Source organism: Micromonospora sp. NPDC048898, assembly GCF_043198035.1.
Taxonomy (GTDB): Bacteria; Actinomycetota; Actinomycetes; order Mycobacteriales; family Micromonosporaceae; genus Micromonospora.
This window is the reverse complement of sequence record NZ_JBICUF010000003.1, coordinates 321874-346477: the sequence shown is the minus strand read 5'-3', so window position 1 is coordinate 346477 and position 24604 is coordinate 321874. Positions and strand designations below refer to the sequence as shown.

Genomic DNA, 24604 nt, shown 5'->3' with positions numbered 1-24604 from the left:
GCCGGCGGAGGGGCAGGCCCGGTCAGGAACGGTACGAAGGGTGGTCGGGGCGGCGGGGCGCCGACCCGACCACCTCGCCTCCGCCGCTCAGCTGGTGGGGGCGTGGTCCGTCGAGTGGTGGGTGAGCAGGTTGGCCAGGGTGGTGCTGTCGACCACCGTGGCGATCGCCCCGTGCACCGCCAGCCAGACGTCGGTCAACCCCGCGGCCACTCCGTGGTAGCCGGCGCGTTCGGCCGGCAGGCCGCGCACCGTGGTGAGCGACCCGCCGACCGCGCGCAACACGTCCCCGACGGTGATCTCGTCGGCTGGGCGGGTCAGCTCGTACCCGCCGTCAGCGCCACGATGACTGTGCAGCAGACCTGCTCGGCGCAGGTCGAGCAGGATGCCCTGGAGGAAGCTGAGCGGGATGTCCTGAACCTCGGCGAGGCTGGCCGCCTTGACCAGCTCGCCGCCGCCACCGGCGGCGACGGCGAGCATCGCCCGGAGCGCATAGTCGCTGCGCGCGGAGACGTACACCGGTCAGTTGCCCGCCTGGTCGAGCACGCCCCAGCGGCGCCGGATCGCCTTGTCCGCGGCACCGAAGGCGGCGTCCACGCCGAGACCGAGCACCAGGATGACGATCATGGTGGAGAGCAGCCAGGGTGCGTCGGACAGCTCGCGCGAGTAGGTCAGTTGGGCGCCGAGCGAGGTCTGTGAGATGCCGACCACGATCAGCTCACCGGCCATTAGGCTGCGCCAGGAGAACGCCCAGCCCTGCTTCAGGCCCGCGACGATCGCCGGCAGGGCGGCCGGTGCGATGACGTACCGGTAGAGGTTGAGCCCTCGGGCACCCAGGTTGCGGCCGGCGCGCAGCAGCAGTGGCGGCACGTAGTCCACACCGGAGATCACCCCGTTGGCGATGGACGGCGCGGCGCCGAGCACCACCACGAAGAAGATCGCCTTCTCGCTCAGCTCGAACAGCAGGATGGCCAGCGGGAACCAGGCGATCGACGGCATGGTCTGCAACGCCGTGATCATCGAGCCGATGGCGGCCCGGAGCACCTTGGACCGGGCGACCGCGAGGCCCAGCAGCAGGCCGACGGCGACCGAGAAGACGTACCCGACGGCGGCCCGGCGCAACGTGGTGACCAGGCCCTCCCAGAGCTGTGGGCCCTGGGCCTGGGCGATCAGCTCACGGCCGACCTCCAGGGGGCCGGGCAGCGAGTACGGCGGCTTCCAGCCCGACCAGACCACGAGCTGCCAGGCCAGGATGGCGATGGCCAGCGCCGCCAACTTGGGCCAGGTGGCCGCCCAGAAGCGCGCACCCCGGGAGACCTCCTTGTCTCGGCCGGCGATGTCCAGCGCGTCCAGGCCGGAGATCTGCGCGTCGGTACGCGCCGAGTCGGTGAGGGTGTCACTGGCCATGGCGGCCCACCTCCGTACGGAGCCGCTCGGTGACCTCGGCGGCGATGGCGGCGACCTCGGGGGAGTCGATCCGCCGTGGGCGCGGGATGTCCACCTCGGCGGAGTAGATGATCCGGCCGGGGCGGCTGGAGAGCAGGATGATCCGGTCGGCCAGCCGGGCGGCCTCGCGGACGTTGTGCGTCACGAAGAGCACCGAGAGCTGGCGTTCGGACCAGATCCGTTCCAGCTCGTCGTGCAGGATGTCGCGGGTCATGGCGTCCAGTGCGCCGAACGGCTCGTCCATCAGCAGCACCGGAGTGTCCAGGGCCAGCGTGCGGGCCAGAGCGACCCGCTGGCGCATTCCGCCGGACAGCTCGTGCGGACGCTTGCGGCCGAAGTCGGCCAGGTGCACCGTGCGCAGCAGCTCGGCCACCCGTTCGCGGCGCTCGGCCCGGGGCATCCTGCGCAGTTTGAGCGGCACCTCCACGTTGCCCTCGACGGTCAGCCAGGGAAACAGCGCCGGCTCCTGGAACATCAGCCCGGGGTTGGCGTCGCCGGCCAGCCCGATCTGCCCGCCGCTGGGTCGGTCCAGCCCGGCGACCAGGTTGAGCAGGGTGCTCTTGCCACACCCGGATGCGCCCACCAGGCAGACGAACTCGCCGGGCGCGACGTCCAGCGACACACCGTCGAGGGCCAGGACGGCGTTCGCGCCGCGTCCGTACACCTTGGTCACGCCGGAGAGCGCGACCGCGGTGGTCGCGCCCTGCGGCGTCGTCGTGGTCGACGTCATGGCTGGACGACCTCGGGCTTGCCGACCGCCTTGAGGGCGTTGTTGAGGTACGTCAGGTCGTACAGGCCCTTGAGGTCGACCGGGTCGGTCAGCTTGACCTCGACGGCGTGGTCGAGGCCCGCCTTCAGGGAGGAGGGGATCGGGTCGTTGGTGAACTCCAACGTCGGCCACGCCTGCTTGATCAGCTTCAGGTCCAGCGGCTTACCGGTGATCTGGCCGATCGCGTCGGAGATGGCCTGCTGGGCCTCCTCGGGCTTGCTGTTGACGAACTCGTTGGCGGCCACCTGGCCGTCGACCAGCTTCTGCACCACGTCCGGGTGCGCCTTGAGGAACTTCGTGCTGACCAGCAGGTTGGTGATGACGAACTTCTTGTCCGGCCACAGGTCGCGCTCGTCGACCAGCACCTTGCCGCCGGCGTTGACCAGGCGGGAGACGAACGGCTCGGGCACCCAGGCGCCGTCGATCGCGCCGCTGTTGAACGTCTCGACCGTCTGGGCGTTCTCCTGGGGCACGATCTTGACGTCGCCGCCACCCTCCTTGGTGGTGGTCAGACCCTGCTGCTTGAGCCAGTAGCGGATCGCCACGTCCTGGGTGTTGCCCAGCTGCGGGGTGGCGATCTTCTTGCCCTTCAGGTCCGGCGCGCCCGTGATGCCGGGCTTGACGACCAGGGCCACGCCGCCGGAGGCCGCGCCGGAGATGACGCGGACGGCTTCGCCCTTGGACTTGGAGAAGGCGTTGACCGTCGGGTTCGGACCGATGTAGGTGGCGTCCAGCGCGCCGGAGAAGATGGCCTCGATGGCGGCCGGGCCGGCGTTGAAGGTCTTCGGGTCCAGCTTGACGTTCGTGCCGAGCTTCTCGGCGAAGATGCCCTTCTGCACGCCGACGACCGCCGGCGCGTGGGTGATGTTGGGGAAGTAGCCGAGACGCAGCGTCACCGGGCCGCCGGAGGCGCCACCGGAGCCATCGCTGTCGTCTCCGCACGCGGCGGCGCTGCCCACGGTCGCCGCCCCGAGGGCGGCCAGGGTGGCCAGGGTGACCAACCGGCGCAAGGGGAGCCGTCTCATCGTCCATCCAATCCGCAGTATTCCTACTTAGTTGGTAGGAAGAGTGGGCCAGGGCAAGGCCAGCGTCAAGGCTCATCCACATGCCGGGAAGGGGCGTCTCAGTCATGTCGGTATTTCCTACCAGTTTGCTGGGGTAGTTGGCACTCGGTGCTCGGCAGAGAGGTGCCGCGCTGGTGGGCAGCTACGCCGAGGTCGCCGGTGGCGGGGTGTCGACACGCTAGGGTCGACTCCGTGGTTGCCCGGAGATCCAGAATTCCAGCGACGAAGTATCCGGTCGAGCGGTTCACCCTCGACAACGGCCTGCGGGTGGTGCTGACCCCTGATCGCAGCGCCCCGGTGATCGGGGTGGCGGTGGTCTACGACGTCGGCATCCGCTCCGAGCCGGAGGGGCGCACCGGCTTCGCCCACCTCTTCGAGCACCTGATGTTCCAGGGTTCGGAAAATCTGGAGAAGCTGGCCCACTTCCGGCACGTGCAGGGGGCGGGTGGCACGTTCAACGGCTCCACCCACCTGGACTACACCGACTACTTCGAGACGCTGCCGAGCAACGCGCTGGAACGCGCGCTGTTCCTGGAGGCGGACCGGATGCGCGGCCCCCGGCTGACCGAGGAGAACCTGCGCAACCAGGTCGACGTGGTCAAGGAGGAGATCCGGGTCAACGTCCTCAACCGGCCGTACGGCGGTTTTCCCTGGTTGACCCTGCCGCCGGTCATGTTCGACACCTTCCCGAACGCGCACGACGGCTACGGCTCCTTCGACGACCTTGAGTCGGCGACGGTCGCCGACGCCGCGGACTTCTTCCGCCGCTACTACGCCAGCGGCAACGCCGTGCTGGCCGTCAGCGGCGACATCGACGTGGCGGAGGCGACCGAACTCGTCACCCGGCACTTCGGCGACGTGCCGGCCCGACCGGCACCGCTTCGGCCCGACTTCACCGAGCCCGACCTGACCGCCGAGCGGCGCACCTCGTACACCGATGCCCTGGCGCCGCTGCCGGCGGTCGCCGGGGCCTGGCGGGTGCCCGACCCGGTCACCGACTTCGCCGGCTACCTGCCCTACGTGGTGCTGGCCGAGGTGCTCACCGACGGTGACGCGTCACGGCTGGTGGAGCGGCTGGTGCAGCGCGACCGCACGGTGACCAGCCTCGGCGGGTACCTCGGTTTCATGGGCGACCCGTTCGACGTCCGCGACCCCACCGCGCTGCTGTTGCAGGCGCACCTGCCGCCCGGGGGAGACGTGGACAAGGTGCTGCGCACCATCGACGAGGAGTTGGACCGGCTGGCCACCGACGGGCTGACCGACGGTGAGCTGGCCCGCACCCAGGCCCGGATGGCGACCCACCTGCTGCGCGACACCGACGCGGTGCTCGGCCGGGCGCTGCGGATGGCCGTGTTGGAGCAGCAGCGCGGCGAGCCGGGCCTGCTCAACGAGCTGCCCAGGCTGGTCGGTGAGGTCACCGAGGAGCAGGTCCGGGCCGCCGCGGCCACCCTGCGCCCGGAGCGCCGCGCCGCGATCGAGGTCATTGCCGGAGGTGCCCGATGACTGCTGCTACTGCTACCACCACGGCTCCCGTCGGGCCGCGTACGCTGCCTCCGCTCGGGCCCACCCGCAAGCTCAAGGTGCCCAGGCAGGCCGAGCGCACGCTGCGCAACGGCCTCACCGTGATCGCCGTACGCCGGCCCGCCGTGCCGCTCGTCGAGCTGCGGCTCTGGGTGCCGTTCGGCCGGGTCCACCTGGCCCGCGGCGCGATGCTCTCGCAGACCATGCTGTCCGGCACCGAGTCGATGACGAGCGTGCAGATCGCCGCCGAGTTGCAGAAGGTGGGCGGCGGGCTGTCCGCGGGCGTCGACCCGGACCGGCTGATGCTCTCCGGCGCCGGCCTGGTCACCGGCCTGGACCGGATGCTGGAGCTGTTGGCCGAGGTGCTGACCGGCGCCAGCTACCCCAGCGACGAGGTGGCCACCGAACGGGACCGCCTCGTCGACCGAATCCAGGTGGCGCAGAGCCAACCGTCGCACCTGGCCCGGGAGGCGCTGCTGAAGCGGATCTACGGGCGACACCCGTACGCGACGCAGACCCCGGAGCCCGGCCAGATCCGCGCCGTTCGACCGGCGGCGCTACGCAGCCTGCACGCCGAGCGGGTGCACCCGGCCGGCGCGCAGCTGGTGGTGGTCGGCGACGTGCAGCCGGAGAAGGCACTGGACGCGGCCGAGCGGGCGCTGGGTGGCTGGGCCGGCGCCGGGCGTGTCGCCGAGCTGCCGGCGACCCCGCCGCTGGAGCCGGGGCCGCTGCTGCTCGTCGACCGGCCCGGCTCGGTGCAGTCGTCGTTGCGGATCGCGCTTCCGGCCGTGTCCCGCACCGATCCGGACCACGCCCCGCTGCAACTGGCCAACCTGATCTTCGGTGGCTACTTCTCCTCCCGCTGGGTGGAGAACATCCGCGAGGACAAGGGCTACACGTACGGCCCGCACTCGGGCATCGAGCACTCGGTGGCCGGGTCGGTGCTCGTCGCCGCCGCCGACGTGGCCACCGAGGTCACCGGTCCGGCGTTGCTGGAGACGACGTACGAGCTGGGTCGGTTGGCGTCGCTGCCGCCGAAGCCCGAGGAGTTGGAGCAGGCCCGCCAGTACGCCCTGGGCACCCTCCAACTCGGCATGTCCACCCAGGCCGGGTTGGCGGCGTTGACGAGCGCGTACGCGGGCAACGGGCTGCGTCTGGACTTCCTCGCCGAGTACGCCGCGAGGTTGGCGAACGCGAGCATCGACGACGTCGCACGGGTGGCGGCCCATTACCTGGCGCCGGCTCGGGCGGCGATCGTGGTGCTCGGTGACGCCGAGCGGGTCACGCCGGGGCTGGCCGCGCTGACCACGATCCGTACCGAGCCGGTGTCATGAGCGGCGAGGTCGCGCCGCCGTTGGCCCGGTCCACGCTGGATCGGGCGGCCCACCGGCGGGGTGACCCGCAGTGGTTGACCGAGGCGTGGCTGCGCGCCCGGGTGCTGGTGCTCGACTCGTCCGACGAGGGCCGGGCGCTGGCCCGTGCCGACACGTCACCTCCGGCGCTCGTGCTGTTCTCCTCGGCCGACGTGCCCGCCGGGTCCGAGTCGACGGCGATGTTCCTCGGCGTCGAGCCGGACGGGGTGCCGGTCTTCGCGGTCGACGCGCCGCTGCCGCAGTTGCCGGGGACCCGGGCGGTCAACCTGCGCGAGGTGGGTCACCTGCTCGCCGACCGGGAGGCCGGCATCTTCACCACCGCGTTGGCGCTCGTCAACTGGCACACCCGGCACGGCTACTCGGCGAGCACCGGGGCGCCGACCGCCATGGACGAGGCCGGTTGGTCCCGGGTGGACCGCAACGGTGGGCGGGTCTGGCCGCGTACCGATCCGGCGATGATCGTGCTGGTGCACGACGGCGTGGACGGTCCGGACGGGCGCTGCCTGCTCGGCAACAACGCCAGCTGGGCGGGCACCCCGGATGGCCGGCGGTACTCGTGTCTGGCCGGCTATGTCGAGCCGGGCGAGTCGGCGGAGGCCGCCGTGCTGCGCGAGGTCCGCGAGGAGGTGGGCATCGAGATCGACCACATCGGGTACGCGGGCAGCCAGGCCTGGCCGTTCCCGGGCTCGCTGATGCTGGGCTTCCTGGCCACCGCGGACCCCACCGATCCGGTGCGGGTCGACCCGTCCGAGATCGCGTACGCCCGGTGGTTCTCCCGCCGGGAGATCGGGGCGGCGCTGGCCGGGCGGACCGTCGACGTGGGCGACGGTGCCCGGCTGATCCTGCCGCCACCGTCGTCGATCGCCTTGTTTCTCATCCACCGCTGGCTGGACGGCTGGGCGGACGCCGGCCGCTGAGCACGGTCCCGGCCCGTGGCCGCCGTTGCCGCGACGGTCACAGGCCGGGAACACGGGCCGTCGTGGTCGGCGGGTGCGAGAAACGCGGCGGGGGAGCCGGTCCGACCACGACGGACGTCCGGGGTGGTGTCAGGTGCCGAGGCGGCCCGGTCTGCTGCGGAAGGCGGGTCGGGGCTCGCTCAGCGGCAGAACCTTGACCCGTTGCTTGCCGGCGCGGACCGCGCCGACCGTGGCCAGGGCGCGGGCCAGCAGGAGTGCGGCGTCCCGGTCATCGGCGTGCACGATCTGCCGTCGCGGCTCGGGCGCGGTCGTCTCGTCGCGGAGCAGGTGACCATCCACCCAGGCGGCGGCGATGTCCCCGTCGGCGACGGAGCGGATGTCGGTGCGAACGATCAGGAACCGCATGAGGGTCTCCGGATGAACCGCGACGGATGAGCCAGTGTGGAAGTTCCACGGACTCGACGGTCATGTTACGCCGCGTGGTCGTTCCAGCAACGCAAACTCGCCTATCGGTCCTGAGCCTCGTCCGATCATCCGATGCCTGGTCAGCGGGCCTACGCGCACAACGAGACGGGGCCGTCGGCGGTATGCCGACGGCCCCGTCCCGATCACCGGGTCAGTTCAGATCGAACTGGCCACCCTTCGCTCCGGCGATGAATCCGAGCCAGCCGGCCCGATTGAACAGCAGCACCGGGCCGCCTCGGTCCTTGCTGTCGCGCAGCGCGACGGCGGACGGGCCGGTGCCCAGTGGGGCGACCTCCACGCAGTTGGAGGTCTGGCTGCGTGTGCTGGTACGCCACGGGGCGTCCGCCAACGAGCGGGCGGAGGCGGACAGCGTCGTGCGGATGTCGTTCATGGCTCTGCTCCTGTGTGAACCGATCCGATGGGACGAGTGGTGCCGCACGTCCCGACGGATGGGCCCCCGTGGATCACCGGTCCGTCAGCCGCCCCGAGTCACGGCGGCGTTGGGTCGGCGCCGTTGTCGGCCCGAACGCCACTGTGGATGGGGGCACCGCCTCGGTCAGCCGTCCCGTCGACTCGATCAGCCAGGAGAGGGTTTCCGACTCGGTTAGTGCCGCCGTGCATAGCCACTCGAACACCACTTTATAGCTATTTAGTGTGATTGCCTCGGTCGACATGACGTCGGTGAACCCCCCTTCGATGGCCAATGTCTCCGGATCGAGCGGATCGGCGAACCGGTAGACGGAGAACGCGGTCGGCGGAAGGTAGAAATTGCCGACCGGTGTGTCCCGGAGCAGCACGTGCAGCGTCACGTTGGGCAGCAGGGCCAGCTCGCAGAGCTGGACCAGTTGCTCGTGCAGCACCTCTGGCGGCCCGGCCCGGTTGCCGAGGGCCGCCTCCTCCAGGACCGCGGTGTAGCGCGGCGCGTGCGGCTCCCGGGTCAGCAGCAGCTGACGGGCCATCCGGGCCTGCACCTCGGTCTCGGGCTCGTCGCCGGGCTCCGGTTCACCGGCTCCCGTGCCCACCTCGCGGGCCGAGACGATGCGGACCCTCGCGTACCCCGGGGTCTGCAACAGGCCCGGCACCAACACCGGGTTGTACTCGCAGATCTCCGCGCAGCCGGCCTCCAGCTCGGCCCAGCTACGCTGCTGCTGCGTCATCACCGGGAAGTTCTTCAACCAGCCCCGCATGTCGCCGGCCTCGCCGGCGATGCCGAGCAGTTCCGCGTGCACTGCCTCGTCGGCTCCGTACAGGTCCAGCAGAACGCCGACATCCTGTGGGTCCGGCCGGCTACGGCCGTTTTCCAGGCGGGACAGCTTGGATGCGGACGCCCAGCCGATCCTCTCGATGACCTGATCACCGGTGAGGCCCGCGGCCTCGCGTAGGCGGCGCAGTTCTATGCCCAACCGTCGTCGACGCATGATCGGGCTGGGTGCGGCAGGAGGCACAGTGTCCTCTTTCCCGTCGACCGCCGCAGACGCGACGGTAACTGTATGAAATTCGCCCCCCACGGCCAGTATGGACGGCGCGACCGGCGTCGGAGGTTCCGGCGGGGGCGTGTCTTGCGAAAAATGGACCACGGGAACGCCGGACGACGACGGACCTGCGGTCGCAGCCCCGTCGACCCATGCCCACCCCGGGCACGCCATCCCCGCCGGAGGGACCCATGCGCACCGTCCTGCGCCGACCCGACTTCCGCCTGCTCTTCGGTGGCCTGCTGGCCAGCATGACCGCCGAGTCGATCCTGCTGCTCGCGCTCGCCATCTGGGTCAAGGATCTGACCGGCTCCAACGGGCTCGCCGGCGGCACGATCTTCGCCGTCGTCGCCCCGATGACGCTGGCACCGGTGATCGGCTGGTTCGTCGACCGCCACCCACGCCGGCCGTTCTTCGTCGCCGCCAACGTGGTCACCGCGGCGCTGCTCACCCCGCTGTTCACCGTCGCGGACGCCGATGACGTCTGGATCGTCTACCTGGTGGCGGCCCTGTACGGGCTGTCGTCCGTCACGCTCGGCGCGGCGCTCAGCGGGCTCATCCGGGAGTTGGTGCCGGTCGAGCTGCTGGCGGAGGCGAACGGCGCGTTGCAGACCGTGCGTCAGGGCATGCGGCTGGTCGGTCCGTTGGCCGGCGCGGCGCTCTACGCGGCGCTCGGTGGGTGGGCGTTGGCCGGGGTCGGCATGGTCGGATTTCTGACCGCGGCGGCCGTGGTGACCGCGTTACCCGCCCCGCAACAGGTGCCCTCGGCCACGCGACTGCGCTGGCCGGCCGAGATGGGCGCCGGTCTGCGGCACCTGGCCGGCGAGGCGGCGCTGCGTCGGGCGCTGCTCGGCTACGGGCTCGGATCGCTGGTGATGGGCTTCAGCGAGTCGCTCATCTTCGCCTACGTGGACCAGGGGCTGCACCGGGACGCCGCCTTCGTGGGGGTGCTGGTCACCGTGCAGGGCGTGGGCGGGCTGTTCGGCGGGCTCTGCTCACCGGTGCTGGTCCGCCGGCTCGGAGAGGTCGGCACACTGGCCGCCGGGGTCGCCTTCTTCTCCCCGGCCGCGCTCGCCCTCGCGTACCCCGATCTGCGGCTGGCGTTCGTGGCGGTGCTGCTGGCCGGCATCTCCCTGCCCCTGACGATGGTGGGGCTGCACACGCTGATCCAGCGTCGGACCCCGCCGACGCTCGTCGGCCGGGTCGCCGCGGCCACCCAGGCGGTGGTCAGCGGACCGCAGGCGTTCTCCATCGGGGCGGGCGCGTTGCTCGTCGGTTTCCTGGACTACCGGGTGCTGTTCGCGCTTGTCGGGATGGCCACCCTGGCGGCCGGCACCTACCTCTGGCGGGGCCGGCACCTGAGCGCGCCGCCCGGCACCCGCCCGCCACCGCCGCCGACCCGTCCGACCCTGCCGAGGGTCCCGGCGCCCCGACGACCGGTCGAGGACGCCGACCGGTCGGTCGCCACCGGCACCCACCGGCCGCCGCCCGGGTGACGGATACCGGACACGACGAACGGCCGCCCCGACTGGGGCGGCCGTTCACCGACAGGGACCCGGCCGGTCAGGCGCCGAGGGTCTCCAGGTGTTGCTTGACCTGGGTGATCGAGGGGTTCGTCAGGGCGCTGCCGTCGGCGAAGCGCAGCGTCGGCACCGTCTGGTTGCCGCCGTTGACGCTCATCACGAACTCGGCGGCCTTCGGGTCCTGCTCGATGTCGACCACCTCGTACCCGATGCCCTCCCGGTCGAGCTGCGACTTCAGCCGGTGGCAGTAGCCGCACCAGGGGGTGGAATACATCGTCAGCATCCTCGGATCCTCCAACTCCTCCGGCCGCGGCTTGCGGATCAAGCCGAGGCTGTTCGCTGCAACGCTCGGGGGAGCTGAGATGATTCCTGGTTGTGGTGGTTCACTCAGCGTCGGAACAGGTGCTCGCCGGGCTGGACCCGGAGCAACGCTCCGCGGTGACCGCACCCGCCGGCCCGGTCTGCATCCTGGCCGGCGCCGGCACCGGCAAGACCAGGGCGATCACGTCCCGGATCGCCCATCGGGCGCTCTCCGGCGAGATCTCCCCCCGGCACGTGCTCGCGGTCACCTTCACCGCCCGTGCCGCCGCCGAAATGCGGAGTCGGCTCACCGTCCTCGGGGTGGGCGGCGTGCAGGCGCGCACGTTCCACGCCGCCGCGCTGCGCCAGGTGCGGTACTTCGCGCCCCGGCTGCTGGCCGGCCGCGCCATGCCCGAGCTGCTGGACAGCAAGGTACGGCTGGTCACCCTCGCCGCGGCCCGAGTCGGCCTGCGCACCGACCGGGCCGCCGCGCGCGACCTGGCCGGCGAGATCGAGTGGGCCAAGTCGTCGCTCGTCGAGCCGACGGACTACGTGGTGGCCGCCGCCCGCGCCCTGCGCGACACACCGCACGAGCCGGCGAAGGTGGCCGACGTGTTCACCGCGTACGAGCAGCTCAAACGCTCCAACGGCGTGATCGACTTCGAGGACATGCTGCGCGCCGCGGTGTGGGGCATCGAGGAGCACCCGGACGTCGGCGAGCAGATCCGCGGCCAGTACCGACACTTCGTGGTCGACGAGTACCAGGACGTCAACCCCCTCCAACAGCGGTTGCTCGAAGCCTGGCTGGCCGGCCGCAACGACCTCACCGTGGTCGGTGACGCCAGCCAGACGATCTACTCGTTCACCGGGGCGACCTCGGCGTACCTGGTCGACTTCCCCCGCCGGCACCGGGGCGCCACAGTGGTCCGGCTGGTCCGCGACTACCGCTCCACCCCGCAGGTGGTCGGGCTGGCCAACGCGGTGATCGCCCAGGCCCGGGGCACCGAGGCGCGGCTGCGACTGGAGTTGAGCGGGCAGCGCCCAGCCGGCCCCGAGCCGGACCTGCGGATCTTCACCGACGAGCCGGCCGAGGCGAACGCGGTGGCGGCGCGCTGCCGGTCGCTCATCGACGCCGGCACGCCGGCGAAGGAGATCGCCGTGCTGTTCCGGGTCAACGCGCAGTCCGAGGCGTACGAGAAGGCGCTCACCGAGGTCGGCGTCCCGTACGTCGTGCAGGGCGCGGAGCGCTTCTTCGAACGGACCGAGGTGCGCCAGGCGATGATCGCGCTGCGTGCTGCGACCCGGTCCATCCCGGGGGAGACACCGCTGCCGGCCGCCGTCGTGGAGGCACTCACCGCCGTCGGCTGGGCCCCGGACGCACCCCCGGCCGGTGGCGCCGCCCGCGAGCGGTGGGAGGCGCTGTCCGCGCTGGTCCAGCTCTCCGAGGAGTACGCGGCCACCCCCGAGGTGGTGCCGATCGGCGAGGCCGCCTCGGTGGAGCGCCCGGTCACCCTCACCGACTTCACCGAGGAGTTGGCCCGCCGGGCCGCCCAGCAGCACGTACCGACGGTGGACGGGGTGACCCTCGCCTCACTGCACTCGGCCAAGGGGTTGGAGTGGGACGCGGTCTTCCTGGTCGGGCTCGCCGAGGGCACCCTGCCGACCACGTACGCCAAGACCGTCGAGCAGGTCGAGGAGGAACGCCGACTGCTCTACGTCGGCATCACCCGCGCCCGGCAGTGGCTCTGGCTGTCGTACGCCGCGGCGCGCTCGCCGGGCGGACGAGCCCGGCGGCCGTCGCGGTTCCTGCCCCAACTGGACCGCTCCGGCGGCACCGAACGGGCGACCGGCACCGGTCCGGCCCGCCGCCCCGAACGGCGGCGCACCCAGATCGTCTCCTGCCGGATCTGCGGCGCCACCCTGCTCGCCGGCCCGGACCGCAAGCTCGGTCGCTGCCCCACCTGCCCGTCCGACATCGACGATGAGCTGCACGAACGGCTGCGCGAGTGGCGGCAGCGGGTGGCCGGGGCGCAGAAGGTCCCGGCGTACGTGGTCTTCACCGACGCGACACTCGTCGCGCTGGCCGAGCGGCGGCCCGGCCGGCCCGAGGAGTTGATCGCCATCGCCGGTATCGGCCCTCGCAAGCTGGGCCTCTACGGGGAGTCGGTGCTGGCGTTGGTCGATGGCGCGGGGGTGGACGACGTCTGCCCGGAGAAAACTTTCGAAATCGAGTCGTAAATTCGTTTGCCCTCGCCCCGGCGCGAGGAATAGCCTCAGGACACACCACGCGAGCGGCGCCATTCCGGCTGCTCACGGGGTTGGTCCAGTCGATTCCGAGGAACGTGAGGGAGGTGGGTCCCGTGAAGATCTTCACTTATGAGCGTCTGGCGGCGATGCCGTCTGTCTGCGCTCCGCTGTCGGCTGTCCGGGTGGCCCTTGCGGCCGCACGACCGTCGGTTCCGCAGGTGCACCAGGTTCAGGCCGAGCTGATCCTGGCCGTCGCGCCAACCGGAGTCGATGGGACCAGTGGCTTCACGGGCATGGACATCCAGGGCGTCAAGAAGCGCACCAATGTCCGCGGCGTTCCACCTCGAGGTAAACCGGTCTGACCATCAGACACCGGCTCACCTCGAGGCCGCGGAACCCGCTTACCGGGATCCGCGGCCTCAGTTTTTTGCCCCGCCGAAGTACGTCGGAATGCGATCCACGAGATCGATGTGAGAGAGAGGTGACCGGGAGATGAGTCTGGCGTTGGCCCCCCTCGACGTGAGTGTCGAGATGGAGGCGAACCTGCCCTGCCGGAAGTTCGACCCCGACCTGTGGTTCTCCGACTCGCCTGCCGAACTCGAACTGGCCAAGTCGCTCTGCGGGGACTGCCCGCTGCGCGTCGAGTGCCTGGCCGGGGCGGTGGAGCGGGCGGAGCCGTGGGGCGTCTGGGGCGGCGAGATCTTCGAGCGTGGCGCGGTCGTCCCGCGTAAGCGGCCCCGTGGCCGTCCGCGTAAGGAGGACGTCGCCCGTGACGCCGAGCTTCGGGTCGAGGCCGAGGCGCGCCTGGCGGCCAGTGGGCTGTCCGAGGTGCGCGGCGCGGTCCGGCTGGCAGCCTGACATGTTCCCCACCCGTACCAACTACGCCGGTGTCACACCGGCAGTGAGCGAGAAGACGATGTTCAACCTTCCGAGTGGGGCCTTCGAGATGCAACTACTTCACGAAGCGTTGTCCCGGGCTCGAATGCGCCGGCCTCAGGCCGGTCGTATCACCACGAGCACTGAGGCAACCCGTTCCGCCCGTACCGTCGCCATGAGCAGCCGCAACCAGACGGCTCGCGACCTGGGCGTTCTCTAAATCCACCCCGCGCAGAAGGGCGGGTGCCGACCGGCACCCGCCCTTCGTCACGTCCTCAGCCCGGTGGGCTCACGCCACGGGGGCGAAACCGGGCAGCCAGCGTTCCAGGATGCTGCGGTACGGGGCCTTCGCCTCCAACTGGCAGAGCACCCCGATCGACCCGAGCGTCACCCGGTGGATCAGCAGGTACGACGGCGGCAGGTTGAGCTGCCTGCTCAGCTGGTACGTGGGGGAGCGGGGGCTGGCGAGTCGACCCGCCTCGCCCCGCAGCCAGGCCCGGGTGAACCGGAACCCGTCCGCCGCGATGGGCTCCAGCATCGGACGGATGAAGTCGAGCACTCCCTCGGCGTCGATCTCCTCCGCGGAGCCGATGAACCCCTCCGACCGCAGCCCGGCAACCACCTCGTCGGCGTCGCCCCGCAGGGCCAGGGCGGCGATGCGACCGATCGGCTCCGGCGTGCCCTCCGGCATCCGGGCCACCGCACCGAAGTCGATCACCCCGAGCCGGCCGTCGGGCAGCAGCCGGAAGTTTCCCGGGTGCGGGTCGGCGTGCAGCAGCCCCGCCCGCTGCGGCGCGGAGAGGTGCAGGGTGGCCATCAACCGGCCCGCCTCGTCCCGCTCCTCCTCGGTGCCCTCGCGGATGATGTCGGCCAGCGGGGTGCCCGTCACCCACTCGGTGACCAGCACCCGGGGCGCCGCGTTGATCACCTTCGGGATGTAGATCTCCGGGTCGTCGGCGTACGCCTCGGCGAAGGCGCGCTGCGACTCGGCCTCCAGCTCGTAGTCCAATTCCTCGGTGATGCGTTCGCGCAGCTCGACCAGGAGCGGCTTGACGTCCAGGCCGGGCTGGATGGCCCGGAACATCCCACCCAGGCGGGAGAGCTGCTTGAGGTCGGAGAGCAGTGCCTCACCCGCGCCCGGATACTGGATCTTGACGGCCACGTCCCGGCCGTTCGGTGCGCCCGACTCGTCGACCCCCGGCTCCCGCCACCGCGCCCGGTGCACCTGACCGATGCTGGCGGCGGCGGCCGGGGTGTCGTTGAACTCGACGAACAGCTCCCGCCAGTCGGGACCGAGCTGCTCGGCCAGCACCTTGTGCACGCTGGCGACCGGCAGCGGTGGCGCCGCCTCCTGGAGCTTGGTGAGCGCCTGGCGGTAGGGCGCGGCGATCTCTTCCGGCAACGCGGCCTCGAAGACCGACAGCGCCTGGCCGAACTTCATCGCCCCGCCCTTGAGCTGGCCCAACACGCTGAACAGCTGCTCGGCGGTGCGCTGCTGGATCTCCGCGGAGATCACGTCGGAGGCGAGCCCGGTGACGCGCTTTCCCATGCCGAGAACGGTCCGGCCGGCGAAGCCGAGCGGCAGGGCGGCGAGCTTGGCGGTGCGGGACACGGCGCGGCGCGGGATGTCGGTCACTCGGTCATTGTTACCGACCGGAGGGCCCCGCTGCTGCTCTGCGGCCGGGCTGGTGCGGACACTCGCCGCCGCGAGCACGCACACGCCGGGTGTGGCGGCCAGCCCCGACGACGGAAACGACCCGCGCCAGTGATCTCCATGGCCCCACCCAGCGTCTCCGGCTGCCCGCCGTCGAGCTGTGCCAGTGCCTCGGCGAGCGCGTACCCGATGGCCGCGAACAGCGTCCCGGTCGCGACGACGGTCACCGGGTCGGCGGCGGCGATCTGGGCGGCGAGCCGCGGCCAGTCCGGGTCGCGGTCCGCCCGGTGCAGTTCGACGCAGTGCAGGCAGGGCCCGGCGGGTGGGCAGACCAGCGGCCCGATGACCGGTACGCCCTCGCGCAGGGTGACCAGCAGGTGCGGCTGCCGCCGTTGGGCGAGACCGGCGGCGAGCAACGCGGGTGGCCGGTCCGTGCCGAGTTGGATCACCAGGTCCACCCGTCTGGCCCGGATCGGCTGGGTGCCCGTACCCGGCGCGACGCGGTCGACCGCGGCCCGCACCGCCGGTGCCAGCGGCTGGCCCAGCTCGGTGGCGGGAATGCCGGTCCCGACCAGGTCGACGGCGCGCACCGGGCCGGTGAGCAGTGGCACCACCTGCCCGACGCCGGACTGGGCCAACGCCACCGTCAGCGGCCCGCCGAGCGCCCCGGCGCCGCTGAGCACGACTCGGGCGGTCCGCCGCCGGCGCAGCACCTGGGCGGGGGTGCCGGGCAGCCGAGCGGCGGCCAGGGCCAGCGCGCCGGCCTCCGCGGTGAGCCGGGCGCGGACCGGGCCGGCCAGGTCACGGGGGAGCAGGCTGTGCGCGGGCACCAGCAGGCCGGCCGTACGCAGGGCGTCGAGCAGAGTGCGCGCGTCGTCGATGGTGACCTGGGCGGTGGCCGCCTGAGCCAGCACGGCCCGCTCGCTGTGGGTGCCGTCGAGCAGGTCGAGCAGGTGGGCGGCGCGGGGATTGGCCAGTTCCAGCAGTACCGCCGGCCCGGGGCCGACGCCGAGTTGGAGGGTGTGCCGGTCCCGCCAGAGGCGGTGGAGGCCGGGCAGCAGCGTGGGGCGGGGCAGTACGGTGCGACTCATGGTCACGAATTGTGATCACGCATTCGCGTTGGGTCGACGGTTGTCCACAGGCGCGCGAGCCTCTGTCCAGCGTTGTCCACAGGCTTCGCCGAGTTATCCACAGGCTGCCAACGAGGCGGTCGGTCACCCGACAGGGCCCCCGCAGCCCGCCGACCTTCCAGACGCCACGGGGGCGGGGCGGCCACCGGCCACCCCGCCCCCGTCACTCGTACGGGTCAGACCTTGGCCTTACCCAGGATGCGGTTCACTGTTGTTCCGCATACCGGACACTTGCCCTTGGCCATGTTCATGCCGGTCTTCGAGACCTCGACGTGCCCCTCGAAGTCCCGCTTCTCCTTGCACTTCACGCAGTAACCGTTGTAGGTCGTCTGGGCCTGGTCGGCCACGGTGCCCTCCTCGTCTCGTCCGCCGGTCGATGCCGTCCCGGCGGGTTGCCCGGCGGCGGGCCACACGGGGCGCCGGCGCTGGGTCTCACTCCACGGCCACCTTCGTGACCGCTGGTCCGCGGACCCTACCCAGGTCTGGGTAGTTCCATGTCAGCTGTGCATCGACACTGTGAGCAAGTCGACGTCGAGAGTGTGCATGGCGAAATAGGTCGGATAAGTCAGTTTGGCGGGGACACGCCGACCAAACCCCCACAGCCACCCGTGCGAGTGCCCCCACGGCGGCATCCGGCAGCGTGATCACCTACGGTGGAGAGGTGCCGCGCACCGGTGCCGTCGGTGATCACCAAGGGTGACGAGACGGTGCGATGACGTTGCGGTCAAGAAATTTTCGGGACACCTGACGACCAATCACCATTTTCCGGGCGGGTGTCGTGTGGTTGACTCTTGCGGACCCCTGGTCAGAGGGCATTAGCTTTCCTTCGTGACAGGTAGCCGAGGCTGCGCGGGCCAGTGATGGCGGGGACGCGCAAGCCGGTCGTCGAGGTACGGCGCAGCCAGCGTCGGCGACGCACGGTGTCTGCGTACCGTGACGGCGAGCGCGTCGTCGTCCTCATTCCGGACCAGTTCTCCCGTGCCGAGGAGAGCGAGTGGGTCGACCGGATGCTCGCCCGGCTCGCCGCCCGGGAGGGGCGCCTGGCGCGCTCCGACGCCGAGCTGCTGGCCCGCGCCACCCGGCTCATCGACCTCTACCTCCCCGGGTACGCCACGAAGGCGGTGCCGGCCAGCGTCCGATGGGTCACCAACCAGAACGGCCGGTGGGGCTCCTGCACGCCTGCCGACCGCAGCATCCGGATCTCGCACCGCGTCCAGGAAATGCCCGACTGGGTGATCGACTACGTGCTGCTGCACGAGTTGACGCACCTGATCGTGCCCAGCCACAACGCCCGGTTCTGGGCCCTGGTCGGTCGCTACCCCAAAGCGGAACGCGCCCGTGGCTACCTCGAAGGTGTCGCCGCCGCCTCCTGCGCCCCGGTCCCGACCTGATTCCACGGCCCGCCGAGCCGCCGGCCGCCGTCTGAGGCGCGTGATACGCCTAGATCCACTCGCCTTCCTGAATACCGCGCTATCCAGGTCGTCGGGACACCGCGACTTCAATGAACCCGAGTCGATCATGTGGTCGAGCCGCGTCAGGGTGGGGTGGGGTGGCCGTACGGGGCAGGGCGCTAGTGTCGGGGGATGGCACGACGGGTGGTGGTGGCGTTGCTCGGGCCGGTGCACTGGTCGCCGCCGGGCGTCGACCGGGCGGATTGGCGCGCGGCTCTCGCGGAGGACGTCATCGACCTGCTCGCGACTCTCAACGAGGTGGAGACCGCGGTCGCGGTGACGCCGGCCGATCGTGCTGTGGCCGACGCGCTGGTGTGGCCCGGCACCGTCGTGTACGAGGTGGCCGAGCCGACGCCGAATGCCGTGTTCGCCGCGTTGGAGGGTTACGACCAGGCAGCCGTGCTCGCCGGCGACGTGCCTGACCTGCCCGCACTGACCGTCGGCAAGTTGCTGCGCCCGCTCACCACCCGACCGGTCGCGGTGGCTCCGGTCGAGGGCGGCGGTCCCGGCCTACTCGGGGTGGCTGTGCGGCTGCCGGTGCCGAGCTGGCTCCCCGCGCTCGACCTGGATACGACAGTGGCGGCTGACGTGCGCTCCGGTGCCGCCGCACCGGGGGACGTGGCGGTCACCACCGGGTGGCGGCGGCTGCGCGGCCCGGCTGACCTGGCGACGCTGGACCCGGCCTTCGAGGGTTGGGAAGCGACCCGCGCTCTCCTCTCGGGCTCGCGCCGACCCACCTGAGCAGCCATCCGCGCCGCCGGGTGCCCGCTGCCGATCGGGGCGGGCACCCGGGCGCTGGCGCGTCAGGGCTTGGCGTCGCCCTCGTCGGTGTCGTCGGGCTGGCCCGGGGCCTTCTCCTCCGCGCCGCCGGGTGCGCTGAAGTCGAAGCTGTCCAGCTCGCTCAGGTCCATGTCGTTCATGGCGAAGGCGACCGGGTCGGCGAAGTCGTCGTCCGAGGGGAGCAGGTCCGGGTGACCCCAGACGGCGTCGCGGCCCTCGATGCCGCGGTGCTCGGTGAGCGCGGCCCAGAGCGCCGCGGCCTCGCGCAGTCGGCGCGGGCGCAGTTCCAGGCCGACGAGTGCGGCGAAGGTCTGCTCGGCGGGGCCGCCGGCGGCACGGCGGCGGCGGAACGCCTCGCCCAACCGGACGACGTTGGGCAGCCGGTCGCTGGCGGCGCTGTCCACGACGTGGCAGACCCAGCCCTCGACCAGGGCGAGTGCGGTCTCCAGTCGGGCCAGGGAGGCCTTCTGCGCCGGAGTGTCCTCCGGGGTGAAGATGCCCTCCAGGGCGATCGCCTGCATCGACTCCGGGTCGGTCGGGTCGACCCGGCCCATCGCCTCCTCGATCGCGTCCCGGTTGACCCGGATGCCCGAGGCGTACATCTCGACGGCGCTGAGCACATGCCCGCGCAGCCACGGGACGTGCTGGAACAGCCGCTGGTGGGCGGCCTCGCGCAGCGCCACGTAGAGGCGGACCTCGTCCTCGGGAAGCTCCAGGCCCTCGCCGTACGCGCGGATGTTGGCTGGGATCAGCGCGGCCGTGCCGGCCGGGCCGAGCGGCAGCCCGATGTCGCCGGCGGAGAGCACCTCCGCGGCGAGCGAACCGAGGGCCTGGCCCAGCTGACCGCCGAAGAGCGCGCCGCCGAGGGTGGCCACCATCGACTGCATCGGCCCGAGCTGGGCGCGCGCCTCCGGTGGCACCAGGTCGCCCATCGCGCCGACCATCCGGCTGGCGACCGGGTCGCACAGCTTGCGCCACACGTCAAGCGTCTTGAAGATCCACTCATTGCGGTTCCAGGCGACAGGTGACTGGATGCCCGACGGCCATGCCGAGGCCGGCTCCAACCACAGGTCGGCCAGGCGCAGCGCCTCCTCGACGGCGTTGCGCTCATACGGTGACACCGCCGGGTCGCCGGCGGCCGCGAGCTGGCTGGCCGCTACCTGCCGGGCCAGGTCCCAGTTGACCGGACCACTGCCCGGCGCGGAGAGCAGGTGCTGCAACTGCGACATGAACTGCTGCATCTGCGCGGGATCGTTGGGGTCTGGTGGTTGCCCACCCGGGAGCGCGAAACCGAACGGAATATCAGGCACGACGTCTACGGTACGCGGACCGCGCCCCAGGTCGCCGCCGCTGGCGTTGCGCTGAGGGCGAAGTCGCCAGACGCATTCGGCAGGAGGCGCCCGGCCGGTCGGTACGCTCTGCGGCATGAGACGTCGTGGCCTGACGGTCCTGCTCGGTGCCCTGTTCACCGCCCTGCTGAGCATCGGGGTGCTGCGGGTGCCGATCCCGTACGTGGTGCTCGGTCCGGGCCCGACGGTCAACACCCTCGGCACGGCCGACGGCAAGGAGGTCATCCAGGTCTCCGGACGGGAGACCTCGACCTCCGCGGGCCAGTTGCGGCTGACCACGGTGGGGGTGCAGCCCACGGTGCGGCTGCGCGGGGCGATCGCCGGCTGGTTCTCCGACGACGAGGCGGTGGTGCCGCGCGAGCTGGTCTACCCGCCGGGAGAGTCGACCGAGCAGGTCGAGCAGCGCAACGCCGAGGACTTCAAGGCGTCGCAGACCAGCGCGGAGACCGCCGCGCTGCGGGAGTTGGGCTTTCCGGTGCAGGTGGTGATCAAGACGGTGGCCGGGGACGGCCCGGCGGCCGGGACGCTGAAGGCCGGCGACGTGATCACCTCCGTCGACGGTCAGCCGGTGCCGGTGGCCGCGAAGGTCACCGAGCTGGTTCGGGCCAAGCCGGCCGGTACGGCGTTGACGATCGCCTACACCCGCGACGGCGCGCCGGCCACGGCGACTGTGACAAGTCGTGAGCAGGACGGCCGACCGCGGATCGGCGTCGAGATCGATCAGCAGCAGCCGCACCCGTTCACCCTCGGCATCGACCTGGAGGACATCGGCGGGCCGAGCGCCGGTCTGATGTTCGCCCTGGGGATCGTCGACAAGCTGACCCCGGCCGATCTCACCGGCGGCCAGATCATCGCCGGCACCGGCACCATCGACGACGAGGGCACCGTCGGCCCGATCGGCGGGATCGCCCAGAAGCTGGTCGGCGCGAAGCGGGCCGGCGCCAAGGTCTTTCTGGTACCGGCGGACAACTGCGCCGAGGCCGTCCGCAATCCGCAGCCGGGTCTGCCGTTGTTGCGGGTGGGTTCGTTGGACGAGGCGATGACCGCTCTGGACACGTTGCGCGCGGGGGGTCAGCCGACCCGCTGCTGACTGGTGTGACCGTGCCCCGACACGCTCAGGAACACCCCGTACTCTGGGTGCCTGGTCGGAGCCGATCACATCGAGCGTGCGGAGCCAACAGTGGTCATGCGTAGCAGCAGCCCCCTTCCGAGGATGAGCCGGCGCGGGCGCGTCACCATCGCTGTCCTGGTCGGGGTGTTCGTGCTCTTCACCCTGCTCGGCTGGGGTGTCCAGGCGTGGACGGACTGGCTCTGGTTCGACGAGGTCCGCTATACCGAGGTCTTCACCGGTGTCCTGCTGACCCGGCTGGTGCTCTTCCTCGCCATCGGGCTCGGCATGGCGGTGGTCGTCGGTGGCAACCTCTGGCTGGCCCACCGGTTGCGCCCGCGACTGCGTCCGCACTCGGTGGAGCAGGCGACCCTGGAGCGCTATCGGATGGCGCTCAGCCCGCGACTCGGCACCTGGATCACGCTTGTCGCCGCGGTGGTCGGGCTGTTCGCCGGCCTCTCCGCGCAGAACCGGTGGAACCAGTGGCTGCTCTTCCGCAACGGCGGTGACTTCGGGATCAAGGACCCGGAGTTCGGGGTGGACATCGGCTTCTACGTCTTCCAACTGCCGTTCTGGCGTTACCTGCTCGGTGTCGCCTTCACCGCGGTGGTGCTGGCCGTGATCGGCGCGCTGGCGGTGCACTACCTCTTCGGTGGGGTCCGTCTGCAGGGCGTCGGTGACCGGATGAGCAACGCCGCCCGCGCGCACCTGAGCAGCCTGGTCGCGGTGTTCGTGGTGTTGAAGGCCATCGCGTACGTGCTGGACCGGCGGGCGATGCTGTTGGAGTACAACGAGGGGGCCAAGCTGTACGGCGCCGGCTACGCCGACGTCAACGCGTTGCTGCCGGCGAAGGAGATCCTGGCCTACATCTCGATCGTGGTGGCGATCGCGATCGTCGTGTTCTCCAACGCCTGGATGCGCAACCTGGTCTGGCCGGGGATCTCGCTGGCGCTGCTCGGTGTGTCCGCGGTGGCCATCGGCGGCATCTACCCGTGGGCGGTGCAGACGTTCGAGGTCAAGCCGAGCGCCAAGGACAAGGAAGCGCCGTACATCCAGCGCAGCATCGACGCGACGCGTGCGGCGTTCGGGCTGGGGGCCACCGAGACGACCGCGTTCGCGGCGAACAACTCCACCCCACCGGCGAACCTGGCCACCGACACCTCGGTGGTGTCGAACGTGCGGCTGCTCGACCCACAGTTGGTCAGCGAGACGTACACGCAGCTCCAGCAGGTGCGTGGCTTCTACGACTTCGGCCCCAAGCTGGACATCGACCGCTACGGGGTGAACGGGAAGGTCTCCGACTACGTGGTCGGCGTCCGGGAGATCAACTACGGTGAGTTGACCGACCAGCAGAACACCTGGATCAACCGGCACACCGTCTACACCCACGGGTACGGGCTGGTGGCCGCCCCGGCCAACCAGGTGGTCTGCGGCGGGCAGCCGTTCTTCGTCTCCGGCTTCCTCGGCGAGAAGACCCAGGAGGCGTGTTCCTCGCAGACCGAGCAGATCCCGGCCACGCAGCCGCGGATCTACTACGGCGAGCGGATGGCGCCCGACGACTACGCGATCGTCGGTCAGGCCGACCCGAACAAGAAGGCCGAGTTCGACAGGCCGGTCGGCGAGGGCGGGGGCGAGTCCTACACCTACACCGGTGAGGGCGGCGTCGAGATCGGCTCCTTCACGCGGCGGCTGCTGTACGCCATCAAGGAGCAGGAGTCGAACTTCCTGCTCTCCGAGGCGGTCAACAAGGACTCCAAGCTGCTCTACGTGCGTAACCCGCGGGACCGGGTGGAGAAGGTCGCGCCGTTCCTCACCCTGGACGGCGACCCGTACCCGGCGGTGGTCGGCGGTCGGGTGCAGTGGATCGTCGACGGCTACACCACGGCCGCCACCTACCCGTACGCCGAGCGGGTCAACCTGCAGACCGAGACCACCGACGAGTTGACCAACCGGGGCACCTTCCAACTGGCCCGGGAGAACGTCAACTACATGCGCAACTCGGTGAAGGCCACCGTCGACGCGTACGACGGCACCGTGAAGCTCTACGAGTACGACGACACCGACCCGGTGCTCAAGGCCTGGAACAAGGCGTTCGGCGGTGACCTGATCCAGCCGAAGGCGGACATCCCGGCCGAGCTGACCGAGCACCTGCGCTACCCGGCGGACATGTTCAAGGTGCAGCGCAACCTGCTCACCAAGTTCCACGTGACCAATCCGGGTGACTTCTACTCCGCACAGGACTTCTGGCAGGTGCCCAACGTGCCGGACTCTCCGGACAGCGGCCAGAAGCAGCCTCCGTACTACCTGTTCACCCAGTTCCCAGGGCAGGAGAGCCCCCGCTTCCAGCTCACCGCGGCGGTCACCCCGAACGGCCGGCAGAACCTGGCCGCGCTGATCTCCGGGTCGTACATCAACGGGCAGCCCCGGCTGGAGGTGCTGGAGTTGCCGGATCAGACCCGGATCTCCGGCCCGGTGCAGGTGCACCAACAGATGACGAACAACGCCAACATCCGCCAGCAGCTCACCCTGCTCTCCAGCAACCAGGCGCAGGTGCAGTTCGGCAACCTGCTCTCGCTGCCCTTCGCCGACGGCATGCTGTACGTCGAGCCGGTGTACGTGAAGAGCAACCAGCAGGACGCGTACCCGCTGTTGCAGAAGGTGCTGGTCTCCTACGGTGACGGTGGCTCCTTCGTGGCGCTCGCCGACAACATCAACGACGGCATCAAGCAGTTGGTGGAGCAGGGCAAGAAGGCCGGGCAGGGCACGTCGCCGCCACCGACCACCGGGGGCAACCCGTCAACGCCGACGACCCCCACGCCGACGCCGAGCGCCGGCACCGGCACCCCGCCACCGACCGGTCCGTTGGCCACCGCCGCTGACCGGGTGCAGAGCGCGATCACCGAGGTCCGGGCCGCGCAGACGTCTGGTGACTTCGAGCGGTACGGGCGCGCGCTCAAGGCGCTGGACGAGGCGCTGACCGCGTTCCAGCAGGCGCAACAGGCCGCGAACCCGACCGGAGCGCCCAGTGGCAGCGCGGCACCGAGCGGCGGCGCGTCACCATCGCCCAGCGGCAGCCCGAGCGCGGGCGGCTGACCGCAGTCCTCGGCTGCGACTCTCGGAGCCCCCGTCGTCGGACCCTCCCGGTCCGCACGACGGGGGCTT

General features: G+C 71.2%; 23 protein-coding genes. 11 read left to right on the top strand and 12 right to left on the bottom strand.

What is annotated here, in order from left to right:
* Positions 1–87: 87 nt before the first annotated feature.
* From ACGFIQ_RS11890 to ACGFIQ_RS11875, 4 genes are read right to left on the bottom strand one after another with little or no spacing between them, the layout of a single operon-like run.
* On the bottom strand, positions 88–516 hold the full coding sequence (locus ACGFIQ_RS11890; RefSeq protein WP_393242817.1) for an RrF2 family transcriptional regulator: 429 nt from the start codon (positions 514–516) through the stop codon (positions 88–90).
* 3 nt (positions 517–519) lie between these two features.
* Positions 520–1404 carry an ABC transporter permease gene (locus tag ACGFIQ_RS11885; protein ID WP_393242815.1) on the bottom strand — a complete coding sequence of 295 codons (885 nt, stop codon included), beginning with the start codon at positions 1402–1404 and terminating at the stop codon, positions 520–522.
* Positions 1394–2173 (bottom strand): ABC transporter ATP-binding protein, encoded by a 780-nt coding sequence (locus ACGFIQ_RS11880; protein WP_393242813.1) that lies wholly within the window; start codon positions 2171–2173, stop codon positions 1394–1396. The genes ACGFIQ_RS11885 and ACGFIQ_RS11880 overlap by 11 nt, the downstream gene beginning before the upstream one ends.
* Positions 2170–3237 carry an ABC transporter substrate-binding protein gene (locus tag ACGFIQ_RS11875; protein WP_393242811.1) on the bottom strand — a complete coding sequence of 356 codons (1068 nt, stop codon included), beginning with the start codon at positions 3235–3237 and terminating at the stop codon, positions 2170–2172. Before ACGFIQ_RS11875 ends, ACGFIQ_RS11880 begins: the two co-directional genes overlap by 4 nt.
* Before the next feature lie 231 nt (positions 3238–3468).
* On the opposite strand from ACGFIQ_RS11875, the gene ACGFIQ_RS11870 reads away from it, so the two are divergent.
* The 3 genes from ACGFIQ_RS11870 to nudC are packed head-to-tail and all read left to right on the top strand — an operon-like array spanning position 3469 to position 7087.
* Positions 3469–4779, top strand: coding sequence for a M16 family metallopeptidase (locus ACGFIQ_RS11870; RefSeq protein WP_393242809.1), 1311 nt, complete (start codon positions 3469–3471; stop codon positions 4777–4779).
* A complete protein-coding gene (locus ACGFIQ_RS11865) occupies positions 4776–6131 on the top strand; it encodes a M16 family metallopeptidase (RefSeq protein ID WP_393242808.1) in 1356 nt (451 codons plus the stop codon). Before ACGFIQ_RS11870 ends, ACGFIQ_RS11865 begins: the two co-directional genes overlap by 4 nt.
* On the top strand, positions 6128–7087 hold the full coding sequence (nudC, locus tag ACGFIQ_RS11860) for an NAD(+) diphosphatase (RefSeq protein ID WP_393242806.1): 960 nt from the start codon (positions 6128–6130) through the stop codon (positions 7085–7087). The genes ACGFIQ_RS11865 and nudC overlap by 4 nt, the downstream gene beginning before the upstream one ends.
* Before the next feature lie 129 nt (positions 7088–7216).
* On the opposite strand, the gene ACGFIQ_RS11855 is transcribed toward nudC, so the two are convergent.
* The 3 genes from ACGFIQ_RS11855 to ACGFIQ_RS11845 form a co-directional block, all read right to left on the bottom strand.
* On the bottom strand, positions 7217–7492 hold the full coding sequence (locus ACGFIQ_RS11855) for a hypothetical protein (RefSeq protein ID WP_393242804.1): 276 nt from the start codon (positions 7490–7492) through the stop codon (positions 7217–7219).
* A gap of 211 nt (positions 7493–7703) precedes the next feature.
* Complete coding sequence (locus tag ACGFIQ_RS11850) at positions 7704–7943, bottom strand: DUF397 domain-containing protein (RefSeq protein ID WP_357524815.1); 240 nt, start codon at positions 7941–7943, stop codon at positions 7704–7706.
* Between the two features lie 73 nt (positions 7944–8016).
* Entirely contained in the window at positions 8017–8997 is a 981-nt protein-coding gene (locus tag ACGFIQ_RS11845; protein ID WP_393242802.1) for a helix-turn-helix domain-containing protein, read from the bottom strand.
* 218 nt (positions 8998–9215) lie between these two features.
* Here ACGFIQ_RS11845 and ACGFIQ_RS11840 point away from each other — a divergent pair, with 218 nt between their 5' ends.
* Positions 9216–10520, top strand: coding sequence for an MFS transporter (locus tag ACGFIQ_RS11840; protein WP_393242800.1), 1305 nt, complete (start codon positions 9216–9218; stop codon positions 10518–10520).
* A 67-nt stretch (positions 10521–10587) separates the two neighbouring features.
* Here ACGFIQ_RS11840 and ACGFIQ_RS11835 read toward each other — a convergent pair whose 3' ends face one another.
* Positions 10588–10830 carry a mycoredoxin gene (locus tag ACGFIQ_RS11835; RefSeq protein ID WP_393242798.1) on the bottom strand — a complete coding sequence of 81 codons (243 nt, stop codon included), beginning with the start codon at positions 10828–10830 and terminating at the stop codon, positions 10588–10590.
* Positions 10831–10922: 92 nt separating this feature from the next.
* On the opposite strand from ACGFIQ_RS11835, the gene ACGFIQ_RS11830 reads away from it, so the two are divergent.
* The 3 genes from ACGFIQ_RS11830 to ACGFIQ_RS11820 all read left to right on the top strand — a co-directional run bounded on the left by ACGFIQ_RS11830 (position 10923) and on the right by ACGFIQ_RS11820 (position 13952).
* On the top strand, positions 10923–13085 hold the full coding sequence (locus ACGFIQ_RS11830; protein ID WP_393242796.1) for an ATP-dependent DNA helicase UvrD2: 2163 nt from the start codon (positions 10923–10925) through the stop codon (positions 13083–13085).
* 122 nt (positions 13086–13207) lie between these two features.
* On the top strand, positions 13208–13456 hold the full coding sequence (locus tag ACGFIQ_RS11825) for a hypothetical protein (protein WP_393242794.1): 249 nt from the start codon (positions 13208–13210) through the stop codon (positions 13454–13456).
* Between the two features lie 130 nt (positions 13457–13586).
* Complete coding sequence (locus tag ACGFIQ_RS11820; RefSeq protein WP_328420094.1) at positions 13587–13952, top strand: WhiB family transcriptional regulator; 366 nt, start codon at positions 13587–13589, stop codon at positions 13950–13952.
* Positions 13953–14259: 307 nt separating this feature from the next.
* Here ACGFIQ_RS11820 and ACGFIQ_RS11815 read toward each other — a convergent pair whose 3' ends face one another.
* The 3 genes from ACGFIQ_RS11815 to ACGFIQ_RS11805 all read right to left on the bottom strand — a co-directional run bounded on the left by ACGFIQ_RS11815 (position 14260) and on the right by ACGFIQ_RS11805 (position 17101).
* Positions 14260–15606: an ABC1 kinase family protein gene (locus tag ACGFIQ_RS11815; RefSeq protein ID WP_393242792.1), complete on the bottom strand. Its 1347-nt coding sequence runs from the start codon at positions 15604–15606 to the stop codon at positions 14260–14262.
* Positions 15603–16715, bottom strand: coding sequence for a hypothetical protein (locus ACGFIQ_RS11810; RefSeq protein ID WP_393242790.1), 1113 nt, complete (start codon positions 16713–16715; stop codon positions 15603–15605). Before ACGFIQ_RS11810 ends, ACGFIQ_RS11815 begins: the two co-directional genes overlap by 4 nt.
* A 215-nt stretch (positions 16716–16930) precedes the next feature.
* Positions 16931–17101, bottom strand: a complete 171-nt coding sequence (locus ACGFIQ_RS11805) for a DUF5679 domain-containing protein (RefSeq protein WP_167457767.1) — start codon at positions 17099–17101, stop codon at positions 16931–16933.
* A gap of 513 nt (positions 17102–17614) precedes the next feature.
* Between ACGFIQ_RS11805 and ACGFIQ_RS11800 the strand changes: the two genes are divergently transcribed.
* Entirely contained in the window at positions 17615–18145 is a 531-nt protein-coding gene (locus ACGFIQ_RS11800) for a M48 family metallopeptidase (RefSeq protein ID WP_357524826.1), read from the top strand.
* A gap of 192 nt (positions 18146–18337) precedes the next feature.
* Positions 18338–18946 carry a hypothetical protein gene (locus ACGFIQ_RS11795; RefSeq protein WP_393242788.1) on the top strand — a complete coding sequence of 203 codons (609 nt, stop codon included), beginning with the start codon at positions 18338–18340 and terminating at the stop codon, positions 18944–18946.
* A 62-nt stretch (positions 18947–19008) separates the two neighbouring features.
* Here ACGFIQ_RS11795 and ACGFIQ_RS11790 read toward each other — a convergent pair whose 3' ends face one another.
* On the bottom strand, positions 19009–20295 hold the full coding sequence (locus tag ACGFIQ_RS11790; RefSeq protein WP_393242786.1) for a zinc-dependent metalloprotease: 1287 nt from the start codon (positions 20293–20295) through the stop codon (positions 19009–19011).
* Positions 20296–20410: 115 nt separating this feature from the next.
* On the opposite strand from ACGFIQ_RS11790, the gene ACGFIQ_RS11785 reads away from it, so the two are divergent.
* Together ACGFIQ_RS11785 and ACGFIQ_RS11780 are read left to right on the top strand one after the other, a co-directional pair.
* Positions 20411–21424 carry a PDZ domain-containing protein gene (locus ACGFIQ_RS11785; RefSeq protein WP_393242784.1) on the top strand — a complete coding sequence of 338 codons (1014 nt, stop codon included), beginning with the start codon at positions 20411–20413 and terminating at the stop codon, positions 21422–21424.
* Positions 21425–21520: 96 nt separating this feature from the next.
* The gene (locus ACGFIQ_RS11780) at positions 21521–24535 is read left to right on the top strand and encodes a UPF0182 family protein (RefSeq protein ID WP_393242782.1); all 3015 of its coding nucleotides are present in this window, start codon (positions 21521–21523) and stop codon (positions 24533–24535) included.
* Positions 24536–24604: the final 69 nt, after the last annotated feature.